The sequence below is a fragment of the Candidatus Acidulodesulfobacterium acidiphilum genome (assembly GCA_008534395.1).
In the GTDB taxonomy this organism is placed as follows: domain Bacteria; phylum SZUA-79; class SZUA-79; order Acidulodesulfobacterales; family Acidulodesulfobacteraceae; genus Acidulodesulfobacterium_A; species Acidulodesulfobacterium_A acidiphilum.
In genome coordinates, this window is record SHMQ01000013.1 from 21,601 (window position 1) to 36,398 (window position 14,798).

The 14,798-nt window shown below is 36.7% G+C and carries 29 protein-coding genes; all 29 read right to left on the reverse strand.

Annotated elements, in window-relative coordinates; translation table 11 throughout:
• Window positions 1–8: 8 nt before the first annotated feature.
• The 29 genes from EVJ48_05605 to tuf all read right to left on the reverse strand — a co-directional run bounded on the left by EVJ48_05605 (window position 9) and on the right by tuf (window position 14,785).
• Entirely contained in the window at window positions 9–635 is a 627-nt protein-coding gene (locus tag EVJ48_05605) for a 30S ribosomal protein S4 (GenBank protein RZV38970.1), read from the reverse strand.
• 48 nt (window positions 636–683) lie between these two features.
• Entirely contained in the window at window positions 684–1,079 is a 396-nt protein-coding gene (locus tag EVJ48_05610) for a 30S ribosomal protein S11 (GenBank protein ID RZV38971.1), read from the reverse strand.
• 36 nt (window positions 1,080–1,115) lie between these two features.
• Window positions 1,116–1,490 (reverse strand): 30S ribosomal protein S13, encoded by a 375-nt coding sequence (locus tag EVJ48_05615; GenBank protein RZV38972.1) that lies wholly within the window; start codon window positions 1,488–1,490, stop codon window positions 1,116–1,118.
• Window positions 1,491–1,541: 51 nt separating this feature from the next.
• Window positions 1,542–1,655: a 50S ribosomal protein L36 gene (locus EVJ48_05620; GenBank protein RZV38973.1), complete on the reverse strand. Its 114-nt coding sequence runs from the start codon at window positions 1,653–1,655 to the stop codon at window positions 1,542–1,544.
• Between the two features lie 28 nt (window positions 1,656–1,683).
• A complete protein-coding gene (locus tag EVJ48_05625; protein ID RZV38974.1) occupies window positions 1,684–1,905 on the reverse strand; it encodes a translation initiation factor IF-1 in 222 nt (73 codons plus the stop codon).
• 7 nt (window positions 1,906–1,912) lie between these two features.
• The gene (gene map / locus EVJ48_05630; protein ID RZV38975.1) at window positions 1,913–2,653 is read right to left on the reverse strand and encodes a type I methionyl aminopeptidase; all 741 of its coding nucleotides are present in this window, start codon (window positions 2,651–2,653) and stop codon (window positions 1,913–1,915) included.
• Window positions 2,654–2,661: 8 nt separating this feature from the next.
• Complete coding sequence (locus tag EVJ48_05635) at window positions 2,662–3,309, reverse strand: adenylate kinase (protein ID RZV38976.1); 648 nt, start codon at window positions 3,307–3,309, stop codon at window positions 2,662–2,664.
• 31 nt (window positions 3,310–3,340) lie between these two features.
• Entirely contained in the window at window positions 3,341–4,639 is a 1,299-nt protein-coding gene (gene secY / locus EVJ48_05640) for a preprotein translocase subunit SecY (GenBank protein ID RZV38977.1), read from the reverse strand.
• Between the two features lie 3 nt (window positions 4,640–4,642).
• A complete protein-coding gene (locus tag EVJ48_05645) occupies window positions 4,643–5,077 on the reverse strand; it encodes a 50S ribosomal protein L15 (GenBank protein RZV38978.1) in 435 nt (144 codons plus the stop codon).
• Window positions 5,078–5,104: 27 nt separating this feature from the next.
• Window positions 5,105–5,590, reverse strand: coding sequence for a 30S ribosomal protein S5 (locus tag EVJ48_05650; GenBank protein RZV38979.1), 486 nt, complete (start codon window positions 5,588–5,590; stop codon window positions 5,105–5,107).
• Window positions 5,591–5,613: 23 nt separating this feature from the next.
• Window positions 5,614–5,970 carry a 50S ribosomal protein L18 gene (locus EVJ48_05655; protein RZV38980.1) on the reverse strand — a complete coding sequence of 119 codons (357 nt, stop codon included), beginning with the start codon at window positions 5,968–5,970 and terminating at the stop codon, window positions 5,614–5,616.
• Between the two features lie 36 nt (window positions 5,971–6,006).
• Entirely contained in the window at window positions 6,007–6,546 is a 540-nt protein-coding gene (locus EVJ48_05660) for a 50S ribosomal protein L6 (protein ID RZV38981.1), read from the reverse strand.
• A 98-nt stretch (window positions 6,547–6,644) separates the two neighbouring features.
• The gene (locus EVJ48_05665; protein ID RZV38982.1) at window positions 6,645–7,043 is read right to left on the reverse strand and encodes a 30S ribosomal protein S8; all 399 of its coding nucleotides are present in this window, start codon (window positions 7,041–7,043) and stop codon (window positions 6,645–6,647) included.
• Window positions 7,044–7,085: 42 nt separating this feature from the next.
• The gene (locus EVJ48_05670) at window positions 7,086–7,271 is read right to left on the reverse strand and encodes a type Z 30S ribosomal protein S14 (protein ID RZV38983.1); all 186 of its coding nucleotides are present in this window, start codon (window positions 7,269–7,271) and stop codon (window positions 7,086–7,088) included.
• A gap of 10 nt (window positions 7,272–7,281) precedes the next feature.
• Window positions 7,282–7,824: a 50S ribosomal protein L5 gene (locus tag EVJ48_05675; protein ID RZV38984.1), complete on the reverse strand. Its 543-nt coding sequence runs from the start codon at window positions 7,822–7,824 to the stop codon at window positions 7,282–7,284.
• A gap of 17 nt (window positions 7,825–7,841) precedes the next feature.
• On the reverse strand, window positions 7,842–8,156 hold the full coding sequence (locus EVJ48_05680; protein ID RZV38985.1) for a 50S ribosomal protein L24: 315 nt from the start codon (window positions 8,154–8,156) through the stop codon (window positions 7,842–7,844).
• A gap of 1 nt (window position 8,157) precedes the next feature.
• The gene (locus EVJ48_05685; protein RZV38986.1) at window positions 8,158–8,526 is read right to left on the reverse strand and encodes a 50S ribosomal protein L14; all 369 of its coding nucleotides are present in this window, start codon (window positions 8,524–8,526) and stop codon (window positions 8,158–8,160) included.
• Between the two features lie 43 nt (window positions 8,527–8,569).
• Window positions 8,570–8,800: a 30S ribosomal protein S17 gene (locus EVJ48_05690; GenBank protein RZV38987.1), complete on the reverse strand. Its 231-nt coding sequence runs from the start codon at window positions 8,798–8,800 to the stop codon at window positions 8,570–8,572.
• 2 nt (window positions 8,801–8,802) lie between these two features.
• Complete coding sequence (locus EVJ48_05695) at window positions 8,803–8,997, reverse strand: 50S ribosomal protein L29 (GenBank protein RZV38988.1); 195 nt, start codon at window positions 8,995–8,997, stop codon at window positions 8,803–8,805.
• Between the two features lie 6 nt (window positions 8,998–9,003).
• Window positions 9,004–9,417, reverse strand: a complete 414-nt coding sequence (locus EVJ48_05700; protein RZV38989.1) for a 50S ribosomal protein L16 — start codon at window positions 9,415–9,417, stop codon at window positions 9,004–9,006.
• Window positions 9,418–9,441: 24 nt separating this feature from the next.
• Complete coding sequence (locus tag EVJ48_05705; GenBank protein RZV38990.1) at window positions 9,442–10,077, reverse strand: 30S ribosomal protein S3; 636 nt, start codon at window positions 10,075–10,077, stop codon at window positions 9,442–9,444.
• A gap of 14 nt (window positions 10,078–10,091) precedes the next feature.
• The gene (locus tag EVJ48_05710) at window positions 10,092–10,424 is read right to left on the reverse strand and encodes a 50S ribosomal protein L22 (protein ID RZV38991.1); all 333 of its coding nucleotides are present in this window, start codon (window positions 10,422–10,424) and stop codon (window positions 10,092–10,094) included.
• A gap of 30 nt (window positions 10,425–10,454) precedes the next feature.
• Window positions 10,455–10,751 carry a 30S ribosomal protein S19 gene (locus EVJ48_05715; protein RZV38992.1) on the reverse strand — a complete coding sequence of 99 codons (297 nt, stop codon included), beginning with the start codon at window positions 10,749–10,751 and terminating at the stop codon, window positions 10,455–10,457.
• 25 nt (window positions 10,752–10,776) lie between these two features.
• Window positions 10,777–11,604: a 50S ribosomal protein L2 gene (locus EVJ48_05720; GenBank protein RZV38993.1), complete on the reverse strand. Its 828-nt coding sequence runs from the start codon at window positions 11,602–11,604 to the stop codon at window positions 10,777–10,779.
• Window positions 11,605–11,617: 13 nt separating this feature from the next.
• Window positions 11,618–11,905 (reverse strand): 50S ribosomal protein L23, encoded by a 288-nt coding sequence (locus EVJ48_05725; protein RZV38994.1) that lies wholly within the window; start codon window positions 11,903–11,905, stop codon window positions 11,618–11,620.
• Window positions 11,902–12,537: a 50S ribosomal protein L4 gene (locus EVJ48_05730; protein ID RZV38995.1), complete on the reverse strand. Its 636-nt coding sequence runs from the start codon at window positions 12,535–12,537 to the stop codon at window positions 11,902–11,904. The genes EVJ48_05725 and EVJ48_05730 overlap by 4 nt, the downstream gene beginning before the upstream one ends.
• Window positions 12,538–12,556: 19 nt before the next feature.
• Window positions 12,557–13,201: a 50S ribosomal protein L3 gene (locus tag EVJ48_05735; protein RZV39024.1), complete on the reverse strand. Its 645-nt coding sequence runs from the start codon at window positions 13,199–13,201 to the stop codon at window positions 12,557–12,559.
• Between the two features lie 24 nt (window positions 13,202–13,225).
• Window positions 13,226–13,537 carry a 30S ribosomal protein S10 gene (locus tag EVJ48_05740; protein RZV38996.1) on the reverse strand — a complete coding sequence of 104 codons (312 nt, stop codon included), beginning with the start codon at window positions 13,535–13,537 and terminating at the stop codon, window positions 13,226–13,228.
• Window positions 13,538–13,594: 57 nt separating this feature from the next.
• Entirely contained in the window at window positions 13,595–14,785 is a 1,191-nt protein-coding gene (gene tuf, locus EVJ48_05745) for an elongation factor Tu (GenBank protein RZV38997.1), read from the reverse strand.
• Window positions 14,786–14,798 lie beyond the last annotated feature (13 nt).

The following is a 14,798-nucleotide window of genomic DNA, read 5'->3' on the forward strand; positions in this document are numbered from 1 at the left end:
TTTGTAGCTTATTTAGAATAAAGCTCTACTATAAGCTTTTCATTTGCCGTAGATATAATTTCGTCTCTTAAAGGAATGCTTTTTAAATTACCGCTAAATTCTTCGGCAATCGCTTCGTAATATTCCGGACGCGTTTTTCTCGCGGACGAATCGACGGAATTTTTTATAACGTCTAATTTTTTGCCGTTTTCCGAAACGGATATCTTTTCGCTTGGCCTTAATATGTATGACGGAATATTAACCTTTTTCCCGTTTACTAAAAAATGCCCGTGGGTAATCAAAAGTCTTGCCGACTTTCTAGAAACCGCAAATCCCATTGTATAAACGGCATTATCAAGCCTTCTTTCCAATAATGAAAGCAGATTTTCGCCGGTAATTCCCTTCATTCTTTCGGCTGTTTTATATGTTTTTTTGAATTGTTTTTCCATAAGTCCGTATGTTCTCTTTAATTTCTGTTTTTCTCTTAACTGCTCGCCGTATTCAGATAATTTTCTTCTTATACCCTTATGTTCGCCCGGCGCGTATTCTCTTTTGTCGTATGAACATTTATCCGAAAAACATCTGTCGCCTTTCAGAAACAGTTTTCCGCCTTCCCTCCTGCATAATTTACAAACAGGTCCTTTGTATTTAGCCAATTTTCACCTCTTAATTTCAATATTACTTTATTTTTTATATTTTAAAATTTAAACCCTTCTTCTTTTTGGAGGTCTGCATCCATTGTGAGGTATCGGCGTAACGTCTTTAATAAGGGTAATATTAAATCCGGAACTTTGAAGCGCCCTTAATGCAGATTCTCTGCCGCCGCCAGGCCCTTTTATATAAACTTCGATATTCGATACGCCGTAATCTGCAACTTTTTTAGCTGCTTGCTCGGCCGCTACCTGTCCCGCATAAGGCGTGCTTTTTCTTGAACCTTTAAACCCGCTGGTTCCTGAACTAGCCCATGCAAGAACGTTTCCGCTTAAATCGGTAATACTCACGATAGTATTATTAAAGGTAGATTTTATATGTGCTACCGCATTTTGAATATTTTTTTTCTCTTTTCTTTTTTTTGGTGCGTTTTTCTTTATATTTGCCATCGATACCTCTTTTTATTAATTTTTCCTCAAGTTAAATTATTTTGCTTTAGCTGATGCTATAGTCGACTTTCTCGGACCTTTTCTTGTTCTTGCATTGGTTTTGGTTCTTTGGCCTCTTACCGGCAAACCTTTTTTATGTCTCAATCCTCTGTATGCGCCGATATCTATCAGCCTCTTAATATTCATCTGCACTTCTCTTCTTAAATCGCCTTCTACCTTATGCTCCCCTTCTATAGACTGCCTGATATCGTTTACCTGAGCATCCGATAAATCCTTAACTTTAGTATCCAAAGATACGGCGGCTTTATTTAAAATTTTGACGGATAAAGCGCGTCCAATTCCGTAAATATAAGTAAGCGCAATTTCTATCCTTTTATTTTTCGGTAAATCTATTCCTGAAATTCTTGCCATAATTATTCACTCCTCACGTTATATCTAAATCTTTTATATTATAATTAGTTATTAGCCCTGGCGCTGTTTATGCTTTGGGTTTTCGCATATTATCCTGATTACGCCTTTTCTTTTGATAACTTTACATTTATCGCAAATTTTTTTAACCGACGACCTGACTTTCACTTGTAAACTCCTTTTTAATTTATATTTATTACTTTCCTCTAAAAATAATCCTGCCTCTAGTTAAATCGTACGGCGAGAGCTGAACCGTAACCTTATCGCCGGCTAATATCTTTATGTAATGCATCCGCATTTTTCCGGATATGTGAGCCAGCACTTTATAACCGTTCTCCAATTCTACCCTAAACATGGCATTGGGCAAAGGCTCTACTACAGTTCCTTCAACTTCAATTAAATCTTCTTTATTAGACATAAATTCCTTATGTAAGTATTTGAGGCCCTTCTTTCGTAACTGCGACGGTATGCTCAAAATGAGCCGACAACTTCTTGTCTTTAGTCGTTACCGTCCATTTATTCTGCTTTATCTTAACCTTATATGAAGACTCGTTAATCATAGGTTCGATCGCTATAACCAATCCCTCGTTAATCAAAACGTCGTTCGATTCAATGTAATAGTTTGGAACCTGAGGATCTTCATGCAGCTTAAAACCTACGCCGTGTCCTACGAAGTCCCTTACTACCGAAAACTTATTCGTAACCGCATATTCTTCGACTGCTTTTGATATATCGTTTATTTTGTTGCCCATTACAGCCTTTGATATACCGATATTTAAAGCCTGCTGTGTAACTTCTATCAGCTTTGAAGCGTTATCGCTTATCTTTCCTACCGGTACCGTAATAGCGGCATCTGCATAATACCCGTTATAATAAATGCCGAAATCCAAACTTACTATATCGCCTTCTTTAAGCCTTCTCTGTGACGGAAACCCGTGTACGACATCTTCGTTTACGGATACGCACACCGAATAAGGAAATCCGCCGTACCCTTTAAACGCCGGCGACGCATTTAACGACGACGATATTTGTTCTGCCTTTATATCGTATTCAATAGTTCTTATTCCCGGCTTCGTTATTTCAGCGAGTTCATTTAATACTTTTCTGACTATTTGTCCTGATTTTTTTATGCCTTCTATATCTGTCTTATTTTTTAAACTGATCATTAATAAGGTTAAATCAGTGAAAGAATTTCGGTTTCCACCTCTTTCGGCGATTTCTCTCCGTTTACTCTTATTACTTTGCCTAATTTTTCAAAATGTTCTACGAGAGGATGGGTTACCTTATGATAAGTAGCTAATCTGTTTTTAATAACTTCAGGTTTATCGTCGTCTCTCGTTATCAAAGGTACCCCGCAATCATCGCAAGTTTCGTCGTTCTTAGGCTTATTATATTTCATATGATAAACTTTTTTACATTTCGGACATACCCTTCTGTTGGTTAACCTGTCTAGAATCGCTTCGTCTTTAACGTCTATATAAATTACTCTATCGACTTCAATGTTAAACTCGTTGAGCATTTCGTCCAACAGCACGTTCTGAGAAAGATCTCTCGGAAACCCGTCAAATAAAAAACCTTTTTTGTTTAAATTCTGCTGAATATTAGTCTTTATTATTTTAGCGACTAATTCGATAGGAACAAATTCTCCTTTATCCATATAAGATTTGGCTATTTGTCCGAGTTCGGTCTTTTTTTCCACATTTTCCCTTAATAAATCTCCGGTAGATATAAGTACGAAATCTTTTGTAACTGCAATATTTTTAGCCTGAGTGCCTTTTCCCGCCCCCGGAGGTCCTATAAGAATAAAGATTTTGCTTTTCATTTTTTTGCCCCTTTTTATATTTATATTATAGTTATTTTTTTGACGCTTTTTTTAACAAACTGTCGTAATTTCTGTATAACAGATGAGATTGTATCTGCACGATAGTATCCATTGCAACGACAACGACGATTAATAAACCGGTTCCGCCGAAATAAAACGGAACGTGAAATTTATTAATTAATATAGTAGGTATTAAGCATATTAGCGAAACGTATATTGCACCTATAAAAGTAACTCTGTTCAATATTTTATCTATAAAAGAGGCAGTTGATTTTCCGGGTTTAATGCCGGGTACATTACCTCCGTATTTACGCAAATCGTCTGCGACGTCGTCGACTTTAAAAGTTATAGCCGTATAAAAATAACAGAAGAAAAAAATTAAAATTACAAAAAATATATTGTATATTAATCCGTTAGGATTAAGATACTCGGAAATTTTTTCAAAAACCGGAACTTTTATAAAATTTGCAATCGTTGCTGGAAATAAAAGTATCGACATAGCAAATATAGGCGGTATAACACCTGGAGTATTAATTTTTAGAGGAAGATAGCTTGTCTGTCCTGAGTATAGTTTCCTGCCGACCATTTTTTTTGCGTACTGTATGGGAATTCTTCTCTGCGCAGATTCGACGAATACTATAAATCCTATAACTAATATCATAAATGCCACAATTAATATCAGCAGCATTATATTTATTTCTCCGGTCTGAACAAACTTTATAGTATTCATAAATGCGCCCGGAATTGCCGCTACGATTCCCGCAAATATTATAAGGGATATACCGTTTCCTATACCGTGTTCCGATATTTCCTCGCCTATCCACATTACAAAAACAGTTCCCGCAGTAAGAGAAATTACCGATATAATAAGAAAGCTTAAGCCGGGATGCATAACTACCCGCATTCCGTCGGGGCTTCTCATGGCCATAATTCCGTAACTTATGCCTATAGACTGAAATAACGATAGCAAAACTGTACCGTATCTCGTGTATTGCATAAACTTTTTTCTTCCGGCTTCGCCTTCTTTTTGCAGTCTGTCAAGCGACGGAACTACCATAGGTAACATCTGAAAAATAATAGACGAACTGATGTAAGGCATAATACCGAGCGAAAATATGGAAAAACGGGCTAAAGCTCCGCCGGTAAACATATTGAAAAGTCCGAATAAATTGCTGTTTGTAGCGTTAAAAAACTGCGATAAAGCAATAGGGTTTACGCCTGGCGTAGTAATATGCACCCCTACCCTGAAAACTATAAACATTAAAAGAGTATATAGTATCCTATTGCGTAATTCAGGTATTTTCCCGATATTTTCGTAACTTTGAGCCATTTATTATATTATCCTTACGCTTCCGCCGAGCGATTCAATTTTTTCTTTAGCGCTTTTAGATATTTTATTGCATACTATATTTATTTTTCTGTTAATATCTCCGGAACCGAGCATTTTAAATTTGCTCTCGTTTTTCTTAAGAATTCCGTTCTCTTTTAAAATATCTATAGTAATATCGCCGGTTTTTATATTTTCGATAGCAGAAAAATTAATTACGGCATATTTTTCTTTAAGGGGGTTATTAAAGCCTCTTTTGGGAACTCTCCTGCTGAAAGGCATTTGTCCGCCTTCGAAACCGGGTCTTACTCCTCCGCCTGCCCTGGCATTCTGTCCCTTATTTCCTTTGCCCGATGTTTGTCCGTGTCCGGAACCTGCGCCTCTTCCAAGTCTTTTGACCTTTTTATTATTATGTCTGCCGAATTCGCTTAAACTGATCATTATAGTGTATTCCTCTTAATGTAAATATTATTGTTTGTTTCTTCTCTTATTTAGTTCGCCTTTATAAAAAAAAGACGATATGCATTTTAAAGTAGCGTTTGCAACGTTATGAGGATTAGAAGAACCTATGGATTTTGCGTAAACGTTTTTAACTCCCGAAAGTTCAAAAATAGCTCTCATTGCGCCGCCGGCTATAATTCCCGTACCTTCAGGCGCAGGTTTCATAAATACGTATCCTGCTCCGCTTTTTCCATACTGCTCGTGAGGTATAGAATTTTTATGCACCTTAACCCGTATAAGATTTTTTTTTGCCTGCTCTGTTCCTTTTCTTATAGCTTCAGGCACTTCCTTTGCTTTGCCCAGCCCGATACCGACATAGTTTGCATCGGGATCTCCCGCGACTACTAAAGCAGAAAAACCGAATCTTCTTCCGCCTTTAACAACCTTGGCTACTCTTGAAATATGAATTACTTTGTCCTTAATATTTAAATCTTCAGCGTTTAACCTATCCAAATTATCCTCCAATTTTCATGTATCTAAAATTTTAAACCGCTTTCTCTTGCCGCGTCGGCTAAAGCTTTGACTCTGCCGTGATAAATGTATCCGTTTCTGTCGAATGCAACTTCCGTTATGGACCTTTGCAGGCACAGTTCCGCAATTTCTTTGCCTACTATTTTGGCAGTCTCTACGTTTCCCTTATGGCCTTTAATCTTGCCTTTAACTGCGGCATTGAGCGATGAGACTTGCGCAAGAACTTTATTGTCGAAAGAAAAAACCTGGACATAAATGTTGTTTAAACTCTTAAAAATGCACAAACGCGGTTTCGTGTTATTTTTCATTACGGTTTTAATATGCGCTTTTCTGCGAATTCTCTTTTCAATCTTATCTTTCATATTTTATTCCTTATGTTTTTATTCTGTTTTTTTATATTATTTTCCGGAAGCCTTTCCTACTTTCCGCTTAATAACTTCATCCGAATATTTAATTCCTTTGCCTTTATAAGGCTCCGGTTTTTTAAGTTCCCTTATTCTTGCCGCAACAAGACCGACAAGCTCTTTATCAAACCCGCTTATTTTCAGCAGAGTATTTTTTTCTACCGCTATTTTTATACCGTCCGGGATTTCAAAATTTACCTGATGCGAAAAACCGAGATTTAAAACTAAAATTTTATTTTTTACTTCAGCCCTGTAACCTACTCCTATTATTTCTAAATCCTTTACAAACCCTTTAACTACCCCTATAACCGAATTAGCTATTATAGTTCTGGTTAATCCGCTGAATTTTTCAAATTCGGGATTATCGTTTTTTAATTTAACCGAAACGGATGAATCGGTCATTTCTAATACAATTCCTTCGGGAATTCTTTTAGAAACTTTTCCGAGAGGACCGGATGAAGTAAACACTCCTTCCTTCAGTTCTATTTTAACTTCTTTGGGAATTTCGATAATTTTCTTTCCTATTCTTGACATTTTATTATTCCTATTACCTTTAAGTTTAGTATAGCCTAAAATCTATACCTGTTATTAAGCCGATTAATAAATACGACAGCGTTATTATACTATTTTAATTAAAAAACTTTCAATAATGAAAGTCCGCCTATATTTTTTTCTTTGCATTCCGCATCGGATAATATTCCGGCAGAAGTAGAAAAAACCTCCACGCCTAATCCGTTTTTATACGACCTTATATCTTTTACTTTTTTATAAAACCTTATGCCTGGAGTGCTCGTTGTCTCAATATCGATAATCGTCGGCTTTTTATTTTCAAAATAGGCTAATTTTACGTTTATCGACTTTAAAGGCACAGAGTCGGCATTTTCTATCGAATAATCTTCTATAAAACCTTTTTTCTTTAAAATTTCGCATAAATTTTCTTTTAATCCGGAATAAGGAATATTTACGTTTTCCTTTCCAGCCTTATAAGCGTTTTTAATTCTTACTACCATATCCGATACCGGGTAATTCATTTATTTTTCCTCTCGCAAATATTTATAAATATTATTATTTTATTACCAACTGGATTTAGTGACCCCTGGAATTAATCCTTTGCTTGAATTTGTCCTGAAACATATTCTGCACATATCAAATTTTCTGTAATATCCTCTCGGTCTTCCGCAAATTGGACACCTGTTATGCGCTCTTACTTTAAATTTCGGCGCTCTCTGCGCTTTCACTATCATCGATTTTTTAGCCATTTATTGTCTCCTAATTTCTAAAAGGAAAGTTAAAGCTTTTTAAAAGTTTATATCCGTCATCGTTATTTTCTGCGGACGTAACAATAGTTATATTCATACCTTTAATTTTTTCGATAAGTTCATAGCTTATTTCCGGAAATATAACCTGCTCTTTTACTCCAAGGGTATAATTGCCTCGGCCGTCAAAAGCTTTTTTCGATAAACCTTTAAAATCTCTTACCCTTGGAAGCGATATATTTATAAGTTTGTCAAAAAAATCATACATCCTGTCGCTTCTTAGCGTAACGAAACAGCCTATTTCCTGATTTTCTTTTAATTTGAACGCCGCAATAGATTTTTTAGCTTTAGATACTACGGGCTTTTGGCCAGCAATTTTGGTTAACTCGTTTAAAGACTGCTCGATAATTTTCGAGTTGGAAGTCGCCTCTCCAAGCCCCATATTTATTACAATTTTAACCAGCTTAGGTATCTGATTTATGTTTTTATAACCGGTTTCTTTAATCAAATTCGGAATTACCGAGTTCTTGTAAAATTCTTTATATCTTGATGACAATTTTTAATCCTCCAAAATTATATTTCGGATCCGCATTTCTTACAAATCCTTGCTTTTTTCCCTTTATCGTCTATATTTACGGAAAACCTGACGGCTTTTTTGCATTTTTGACAATACAATTGAACGTTAGACAAATTTACTGGAGCTTCTTTATCTACAATTCCTCCCGGTTCTTGCGCGCTTCTCGGCTTTATATGCCTTTTAATCATATTGATTTTTTCGATATAGACTCTATTTTTTTCCGAATCTATACGAATTATTTTACCGGTTTTTCCTTTTTCCTTGCCTGCGGTAACCATTACGTTATCGTTCTTTTTTAATTTAATAGTCATATTATAGGACCTCTGGGGCTAAAGATATAATTCTCATAAATTTTTTTGCTCTTAATTCGCGTGCTACCGGACCGAAAATACGCGTACCTATAGGTTCATTCTGATTATTTATTAATACCGCTGAATTATTATCGAATCTTATATAGCTTCCATCAGGACGTTTTACTTCTTTTACCGTCCTGACTATAACAGCCTTAGAAACGTCTCCTTTCTTTACTTTTGAATTTGGAATTGCCTCTTTGACGGAAACTACTATTATGTCGCCTATCTCTGCATATTTTCTTTTAGATCCGCCAAGAACTTTTATGCACATTAGTTTTTTAGCACCGGAGTTATCGGCTGATTTTAATACCGTCTGCATCTGAATCATTTTTATAGCCTCATAATTAAATTGTAATTATAAAATTGTTGCCTTAGATAACTTTTTTAAGATTCCACCTTTTATCTTTTGAAAGCGGTCTTGTTTCTATAAATATAACTTTATCGCCTTCATGCGAAATGTTATTTTCGTCGTGAATTTTAAATTTTTTAATCTTTTTTACGTATTTTTTATATACGGGATGTTTTACTATGTCCGAAACTATAACAACCCTCGTCTTGTCCATTTTATCCGATGAAACTATGCCGGTTAACGTTTTTTTCATATTTATATCTCCTGCTTCCTTTCGTTAAAAATAGTTTTTATTCTTGCAATAGATTTTCTGACGGCTTTAATTCTTTTTGGATTTTCTAAAGCGCCTAACGACTTTTGGACGACAAGATTAAATATTTCTTTTCTTAAGTCGGACTCTTTTACCTTCAGTTCATCTTCTTTCATGGCTTTTAATTCTTTGAATTTCATAATATGTTAAAATTCTCCTCTTTCGATAAATATAGTTTTAAGCGGCAACTTATGAGATGCAAGTCTGAGAGCTTCTTGCGCTACTTCTTTAGGAATACCCTCCATCTCATATAGTACCAAGCCTGGTCTGGCTACGCAGACCCATTCTTCAACTGAGCCTTTGCCTTTTCCCATTCTGGTTTCGGCAGGTTTTTTAGTAATAGGTTTATCGGGAAATATCCTTATCCATACCTTTCCGCCCCTTTTTACGAATCTGGTCATTGCAATTCTGGCGGCTTCTATCTGTCTAGCCGTAATATATCCGCATTCCGTAACTTTTAAACCGTAATCTCCGAAGGCCAATGAATTACCGCGTGTAGCCTTGCCCTTCATTCTACCCTTCATCTGCTTCCTGTATTTTGTTTTAGCAGGCATTAACATAATCTAATCACCTTTTATTGTTATTTATAATACGTCTCTTTTATAAATCCAAACTTTTATACCGATTTTGCCGTATGTCGTATTAGCTTCGCACGTACCGTAATCGATATCTGCTCTTAAAGTATGCAGGGGCACTCTTCCCTCTCTATACCATTCCGTTCTCGCTATTTCGGCACCCGCAAGTCTTCCTCCGCAGGTAATCTTTATTCCTTTTGCTCCGCTTTTCAATGCCATAGTTACGCTCTTTTTCATAGCTCTTTTAAATGCGACCCTTTTTTCAAGCTGGGAAGCTATGCTTTCGGCGACTAAAATTGAGTCTAATTCGGGTTTTTTAACCTCAAGCACGTTAATTTCTATATCTTTAGCTTTTATATTATTTATATCGGCTATCTCTTTTTTAATGTTGTCGAATTCCGACGAACCTTTTTTCCCGTATATAATACCGGGTCTGGCCGCGAACACGTCTATTAATAATTTTTCGGCTTTCCTTCCTATATTTATTTTAGATATACCTGCCGAATACAGTTTCTTCTTTAAAAAATCTCTTGTTTTTAAATCGGCATGCAAAAATTTTGCATAATTTCTGTCGCTGTACCATCCTGAATCCCAAGTTTTATTGATGCCTATCCTAAGTCCTATTGGATTAACTTTCTGCCCCAAAATCTACCTCCGTTTTAAATTTCTTCTAGAACAATTTTTATATTGCTCATACGTTTTTTAACGGTTGCGCCGCGTCCCATTGCCTTAGGCATCAACCTCTTTAAAGATAACGACATATCTACGTTAATTTTAGATACTATTAAATTATCGACATCCACTCTTCCCGTCGTCGATGCGTTAGCTATGGCGGAATTTAAAAGTTTTAATACAGGATAGGCGGATTTCTTTTTAGTAAACTTCAGAACGTTAATAGCATCGTAAACTTTTTTGCCTCTAATCAAATCCACAACTAATCTTGCTTTCTGTGGAGACACTTTAATATATTTTGCCTCTGCTTTAAACTGCATTTTCTACCCCTTATATTTTGTTTTAATGGTCTATTTAGAACCGCCGCCTGTTTTTACTTTAGCCTTCCTGTCGCCGGAATGCATTGTAAATGTTCTTGTAGCGCTGAACTCGCCTAATTTATGACCAACCATATTCTCGCTTACAAAAACCGGAATAAATTTTTTTCCGTTATGAACCGCAAATGTAAAACCTACCATGGAAGGTATAATGGTAGATCTTCTTGACCATGTTTTAATTATTTTTTTGTCGTTAGAGTCAAATGCTTTTTCTACTTTTTCTAAAAGCGATTTATCGGAAAACGGACCTTTTTTAATAGACCTTGCCAACTTTCATTCTCCTTTATTAATAAATTTATTTACCCTTTCTTCTTGAAATTATATACTTAGAGGTTAATTTATTTTTTCTGGTTTTATAACCTTTAGTGGGTACGCCCCAAGGTGTAACAGGATGACGACCTCCTGAAGTTTTTCCCTCGCCTCCTCCGTGAGGATGATCGATTGGGTTCATGGCTACGCCTCTTACAGAAGGTCTGATCCCAAGCCACCTTGATCTGCCCGCCTTCCCGATGCTAATATTTTCATGTTCTATATTTCCAATCTGTCCTATAGTTGCATAACATTTTTCTGGTACAGTCCTAAATTCGCCCGACGGCATTTTGAGCTGTGCATAACCTGCATCTCTTCCGAGCAATTCGGCATACGCTCCTGCGCTTCTTACAAGTTTTCCGCCGTTATTTGGTTTCATTTCAATGTTGTGAATCATAGTTCCAACGGGTATATTATACAACGGAATACAGTTTCCAGGCTGTATATCGGCCTTTTCGGACGATATTACCGAATCTCCTTTTTTTAAACCCGCCGGACAAAGAATATATCTTTTTTCTCCGTCGATATAGCTTAGCAGGGCAATCCTTGCAGACCTGTTAGGATCATATTCTATTTCTATTACTTTTGCGGGAACTTCTCTTTTATCCCTTTTAAAGTCGATAATTCTATATCTTCTTTTATGCCCTCCGCCTTGGTGTCTTGTAGTAATTCTGCCGTAATTATTTCTACCGGCATTTTTTTTATATTTAGCGAGAAGACTCTTTTCGGGAAAATCCCTTGTAATTTCAGAAAAATCGGAAACGCTTTGAAACCTTCTTGCGCTTGAAGTTGGTTTGTATTTTTTTATTGGCATATTATTCTCCGAATTAAACTTCTAATGCAGATATTCTCTGCCCTTCTTTAAGTTTTATATAGGCTTTCTTAGTATTTGGAAGTTTTCCATTGTACTTTCCGACTCTGCGAAACTTTCCTCTCGTAATTACGGTGTTCACGTCTTCTACTTTGACGTTAAAATACTTTTCTACTGCATCTTTTATATCTTTTTTATTTGCCGATTTATTCACGTTAAAGATAAAAGTATTGTTTAATTCTCTAAATTTTAAGCTTTTTTCCGATTGAACGGCTTTTTCAATGACTAAACTTAATTCTTTCATATTGAAAGGTTCCTCTCTAATTCTTCGTTTGCTTTAAGCGTGATTATAATTTTTTCATATTTTAAAAGGTCTATAATATTAAGCAAATTTACTAACACCGCTTTATAATTCATAAGATTTCTAGTAGATTTAATAATCTTAGAGTCGTTATTCGACGTAGGCAGTACAAGCAATCCTTTTTTTATCCCTAAATTATTAAAAATACTTGCCATCTCTTTTGTTTTTATCGCAGGCAATTCAAAATCTTCCACAAATACGATTTTATCTTCTTTTAAAAGATGCGATAAGGCTGATTTTATAGCCGCCTTTCTTGCTTTTTTCGGCATATCTTTTTTATAATTCACTTCATTCGTCGGTCCAAAAACAGTACCGCCGCCTTTCCATATAGGCGATCTGGTAGAACCCGCCCTTGCTCTTCCTGTTCCTTTTTGCTTCCATGGTTTAATACCGCCGCCGGAAACTATTTTCCTGTTTTTTGTTGAAGCTAAACCAAGTCTTTTATTTGCTAAAGTCAACAAAACAAACTCTTTTATTAAAGGTTCTTTAACCGGATACATATAGACTGATTCGTTTAAGTCTAAATTTCCTACCGGTTTATTGCTTATATTTACGACACTTGCGCTTTGACCCATTATAATAAACCTCTTTTTCTCACTTATTTAATTTTCTGCCGGACTTATCAGCCGCGTATATATATATTATGTTATTGTTTGCGCCCGGAACTGCGCCTTTAACATACATAAGATTTTGTTCGCCGTCAATCTTAACTAATTTTAAATTCAAGACGGTATTTCTTGCCATACCCATATGCCCCGGCATTCTCAAACCCTTAAATACTTTAGAAGGATATGAAGACTGTCCTATAGAACCCGGCGCTCTGTGAAACATGGAGCCATGCGTATCTTTACCGCCGCCGAAACCCCATCTCTTTACTACGCCCTGATAGCCTTTACCTTTAGAAATGCCGGTTATAGATACGCTTTTTACATCGTTAAAAACGGATATATCGATAGTATCGCCTATTTTAATTTCATCGATTTCCGCACCTCTGAATTCCTTGAGAACTTTAAGAGGAGTTAAATTATTTTTAGTAAATTTACCGAGAACAGGTTTGTTTAATCTAAAGGACTTTGCTTCTCCGTAACCTAACTGCAATGCGTCATAACCGTCAGACTGTTTATTTTTTTTTTCGACTACCGTACATGGACCGGCTTCTATAACTGTTACGGGGACTATCATACCGTCCTGGTCGAATATCTGCGTCATTCCTATTTTTTTTCCAATTAGCGCTTTTATCATTTTTAATACTCCAAGATTCAATTATATCTGCTTAATATCGACGTCTATACCGGACGATAAATCTAATTTCATTAATGCATCTATCGTCGCTTGATTCGGTTCAAGTAAATCTATAATTCTTTTATGCGTTCTCATTTCGAATTCTTCCCTTGATTTTTTATCTACATGCGGCGATCTTAGAACGCAATATTTATTAATTTTTGTAGGCAGAGGTATCGGTCCGCTAATTTTAGAACCAGTTTGCTTAGCGGTTTCCACTATTTCTGATACGGATTGGTCAAGTAAACGATGATCGTATGCTTTCAGCCTTATTCTTATTTTTTGAATTTCCATGTTAATCTTATATTTCCTCTTTATTTGTTATATTTCCAGATTACTGTATCCGTTGATTTATTCGATAACCTCTGTTATAACGCCTGCACCTACGGTATGTCCGCCTTCCCTGATTGCAAATCTTAATTCTTTCTCGGCGGCTATGGGAGTGATAAGTTCTACGGACATTGCGACGTTATCGCCGGGCATAACCATTTCGATGCCTTCGGGGAGCGTGCAGACTCCGGTAACGTCGGTAGTTCTAAAATAAAACTGCGGACGATAGCCGTTAAAGAAGGGAGTATGGCGTCCGCCTTCTTCTTTGGTAAGTATGTATGCTTCGACTTTAAATTTTTTATGGGGAGTAATAGAACCGGGTTTGGCTAAAACCATACCTCTTTCTATCTCTTCCCTTTTTTTGCCTCTTAAAAGAACTCCTATGTTATCGCCTGCCTGACCTTCGTCAAGAAGTTTTCTGAACATTTCTACGCCGGTTACGACCGTTTTTGAAGTCGGAAGTATTCCTACTAGCTCCACTTCTTCTCCGACTTTGACGATTCCTCTTTCTACCCTGCCCGTTGCGACAGTTCCTCTTCCCGAAATGGAAAATACGTCTTCTACCGGCATAAGGAAAGGTTTATCTATATCTCTTTTCGGAACGGGGATATATTCATCTACCGCATCCATAAGATCTACTATTTTCTGAGTCCATTCGTTATCGCCTTCAGACTCTAATGCTTTAAGGGCGGAACCTTTTATTACCGGAACGCTGTCTCCGGGGAAATTATAGGAGGTTAAAAGTTCTCTTACTTCAAGTTCGACAAGCTCAAGAAGTTCGGGATCGTCAACCATATCGACTTTGTTTAAAAATACTACTATGTATGGAACGCCTACCTGGCGGGCTAAAAGGATATGCTCGCGGGTCTGAGGCATAGGGCCGTCCGCAGCGGAAACGACTAAAATTGCTCCGTCCATCTGTGCGGCTCCGGTTATCATATTCTTAACATAGTCGGCATGACCCGGGCAGTCGACGTGCGCATAGTGTCTTTTATCGGTAGAGTATTCTACGTGGGAAGTAGCGATGGTAATACCTCTTTCTTTTTCTTCCGGCGCGTTGTCTATCTGGTCGTATGATTTAAAAGTCGCCTGGCCTTTTTTTGCTAGTACTTTCGTGATGGCGGCAGTTAAAGTTGTTTTGCCGTGGTCAACGTGACCTATGGTTCCTATGTTGACGTGAGGCTTAGATCTGTCGAATTTCTCTTTGGACATTTAGTTCTCCTCC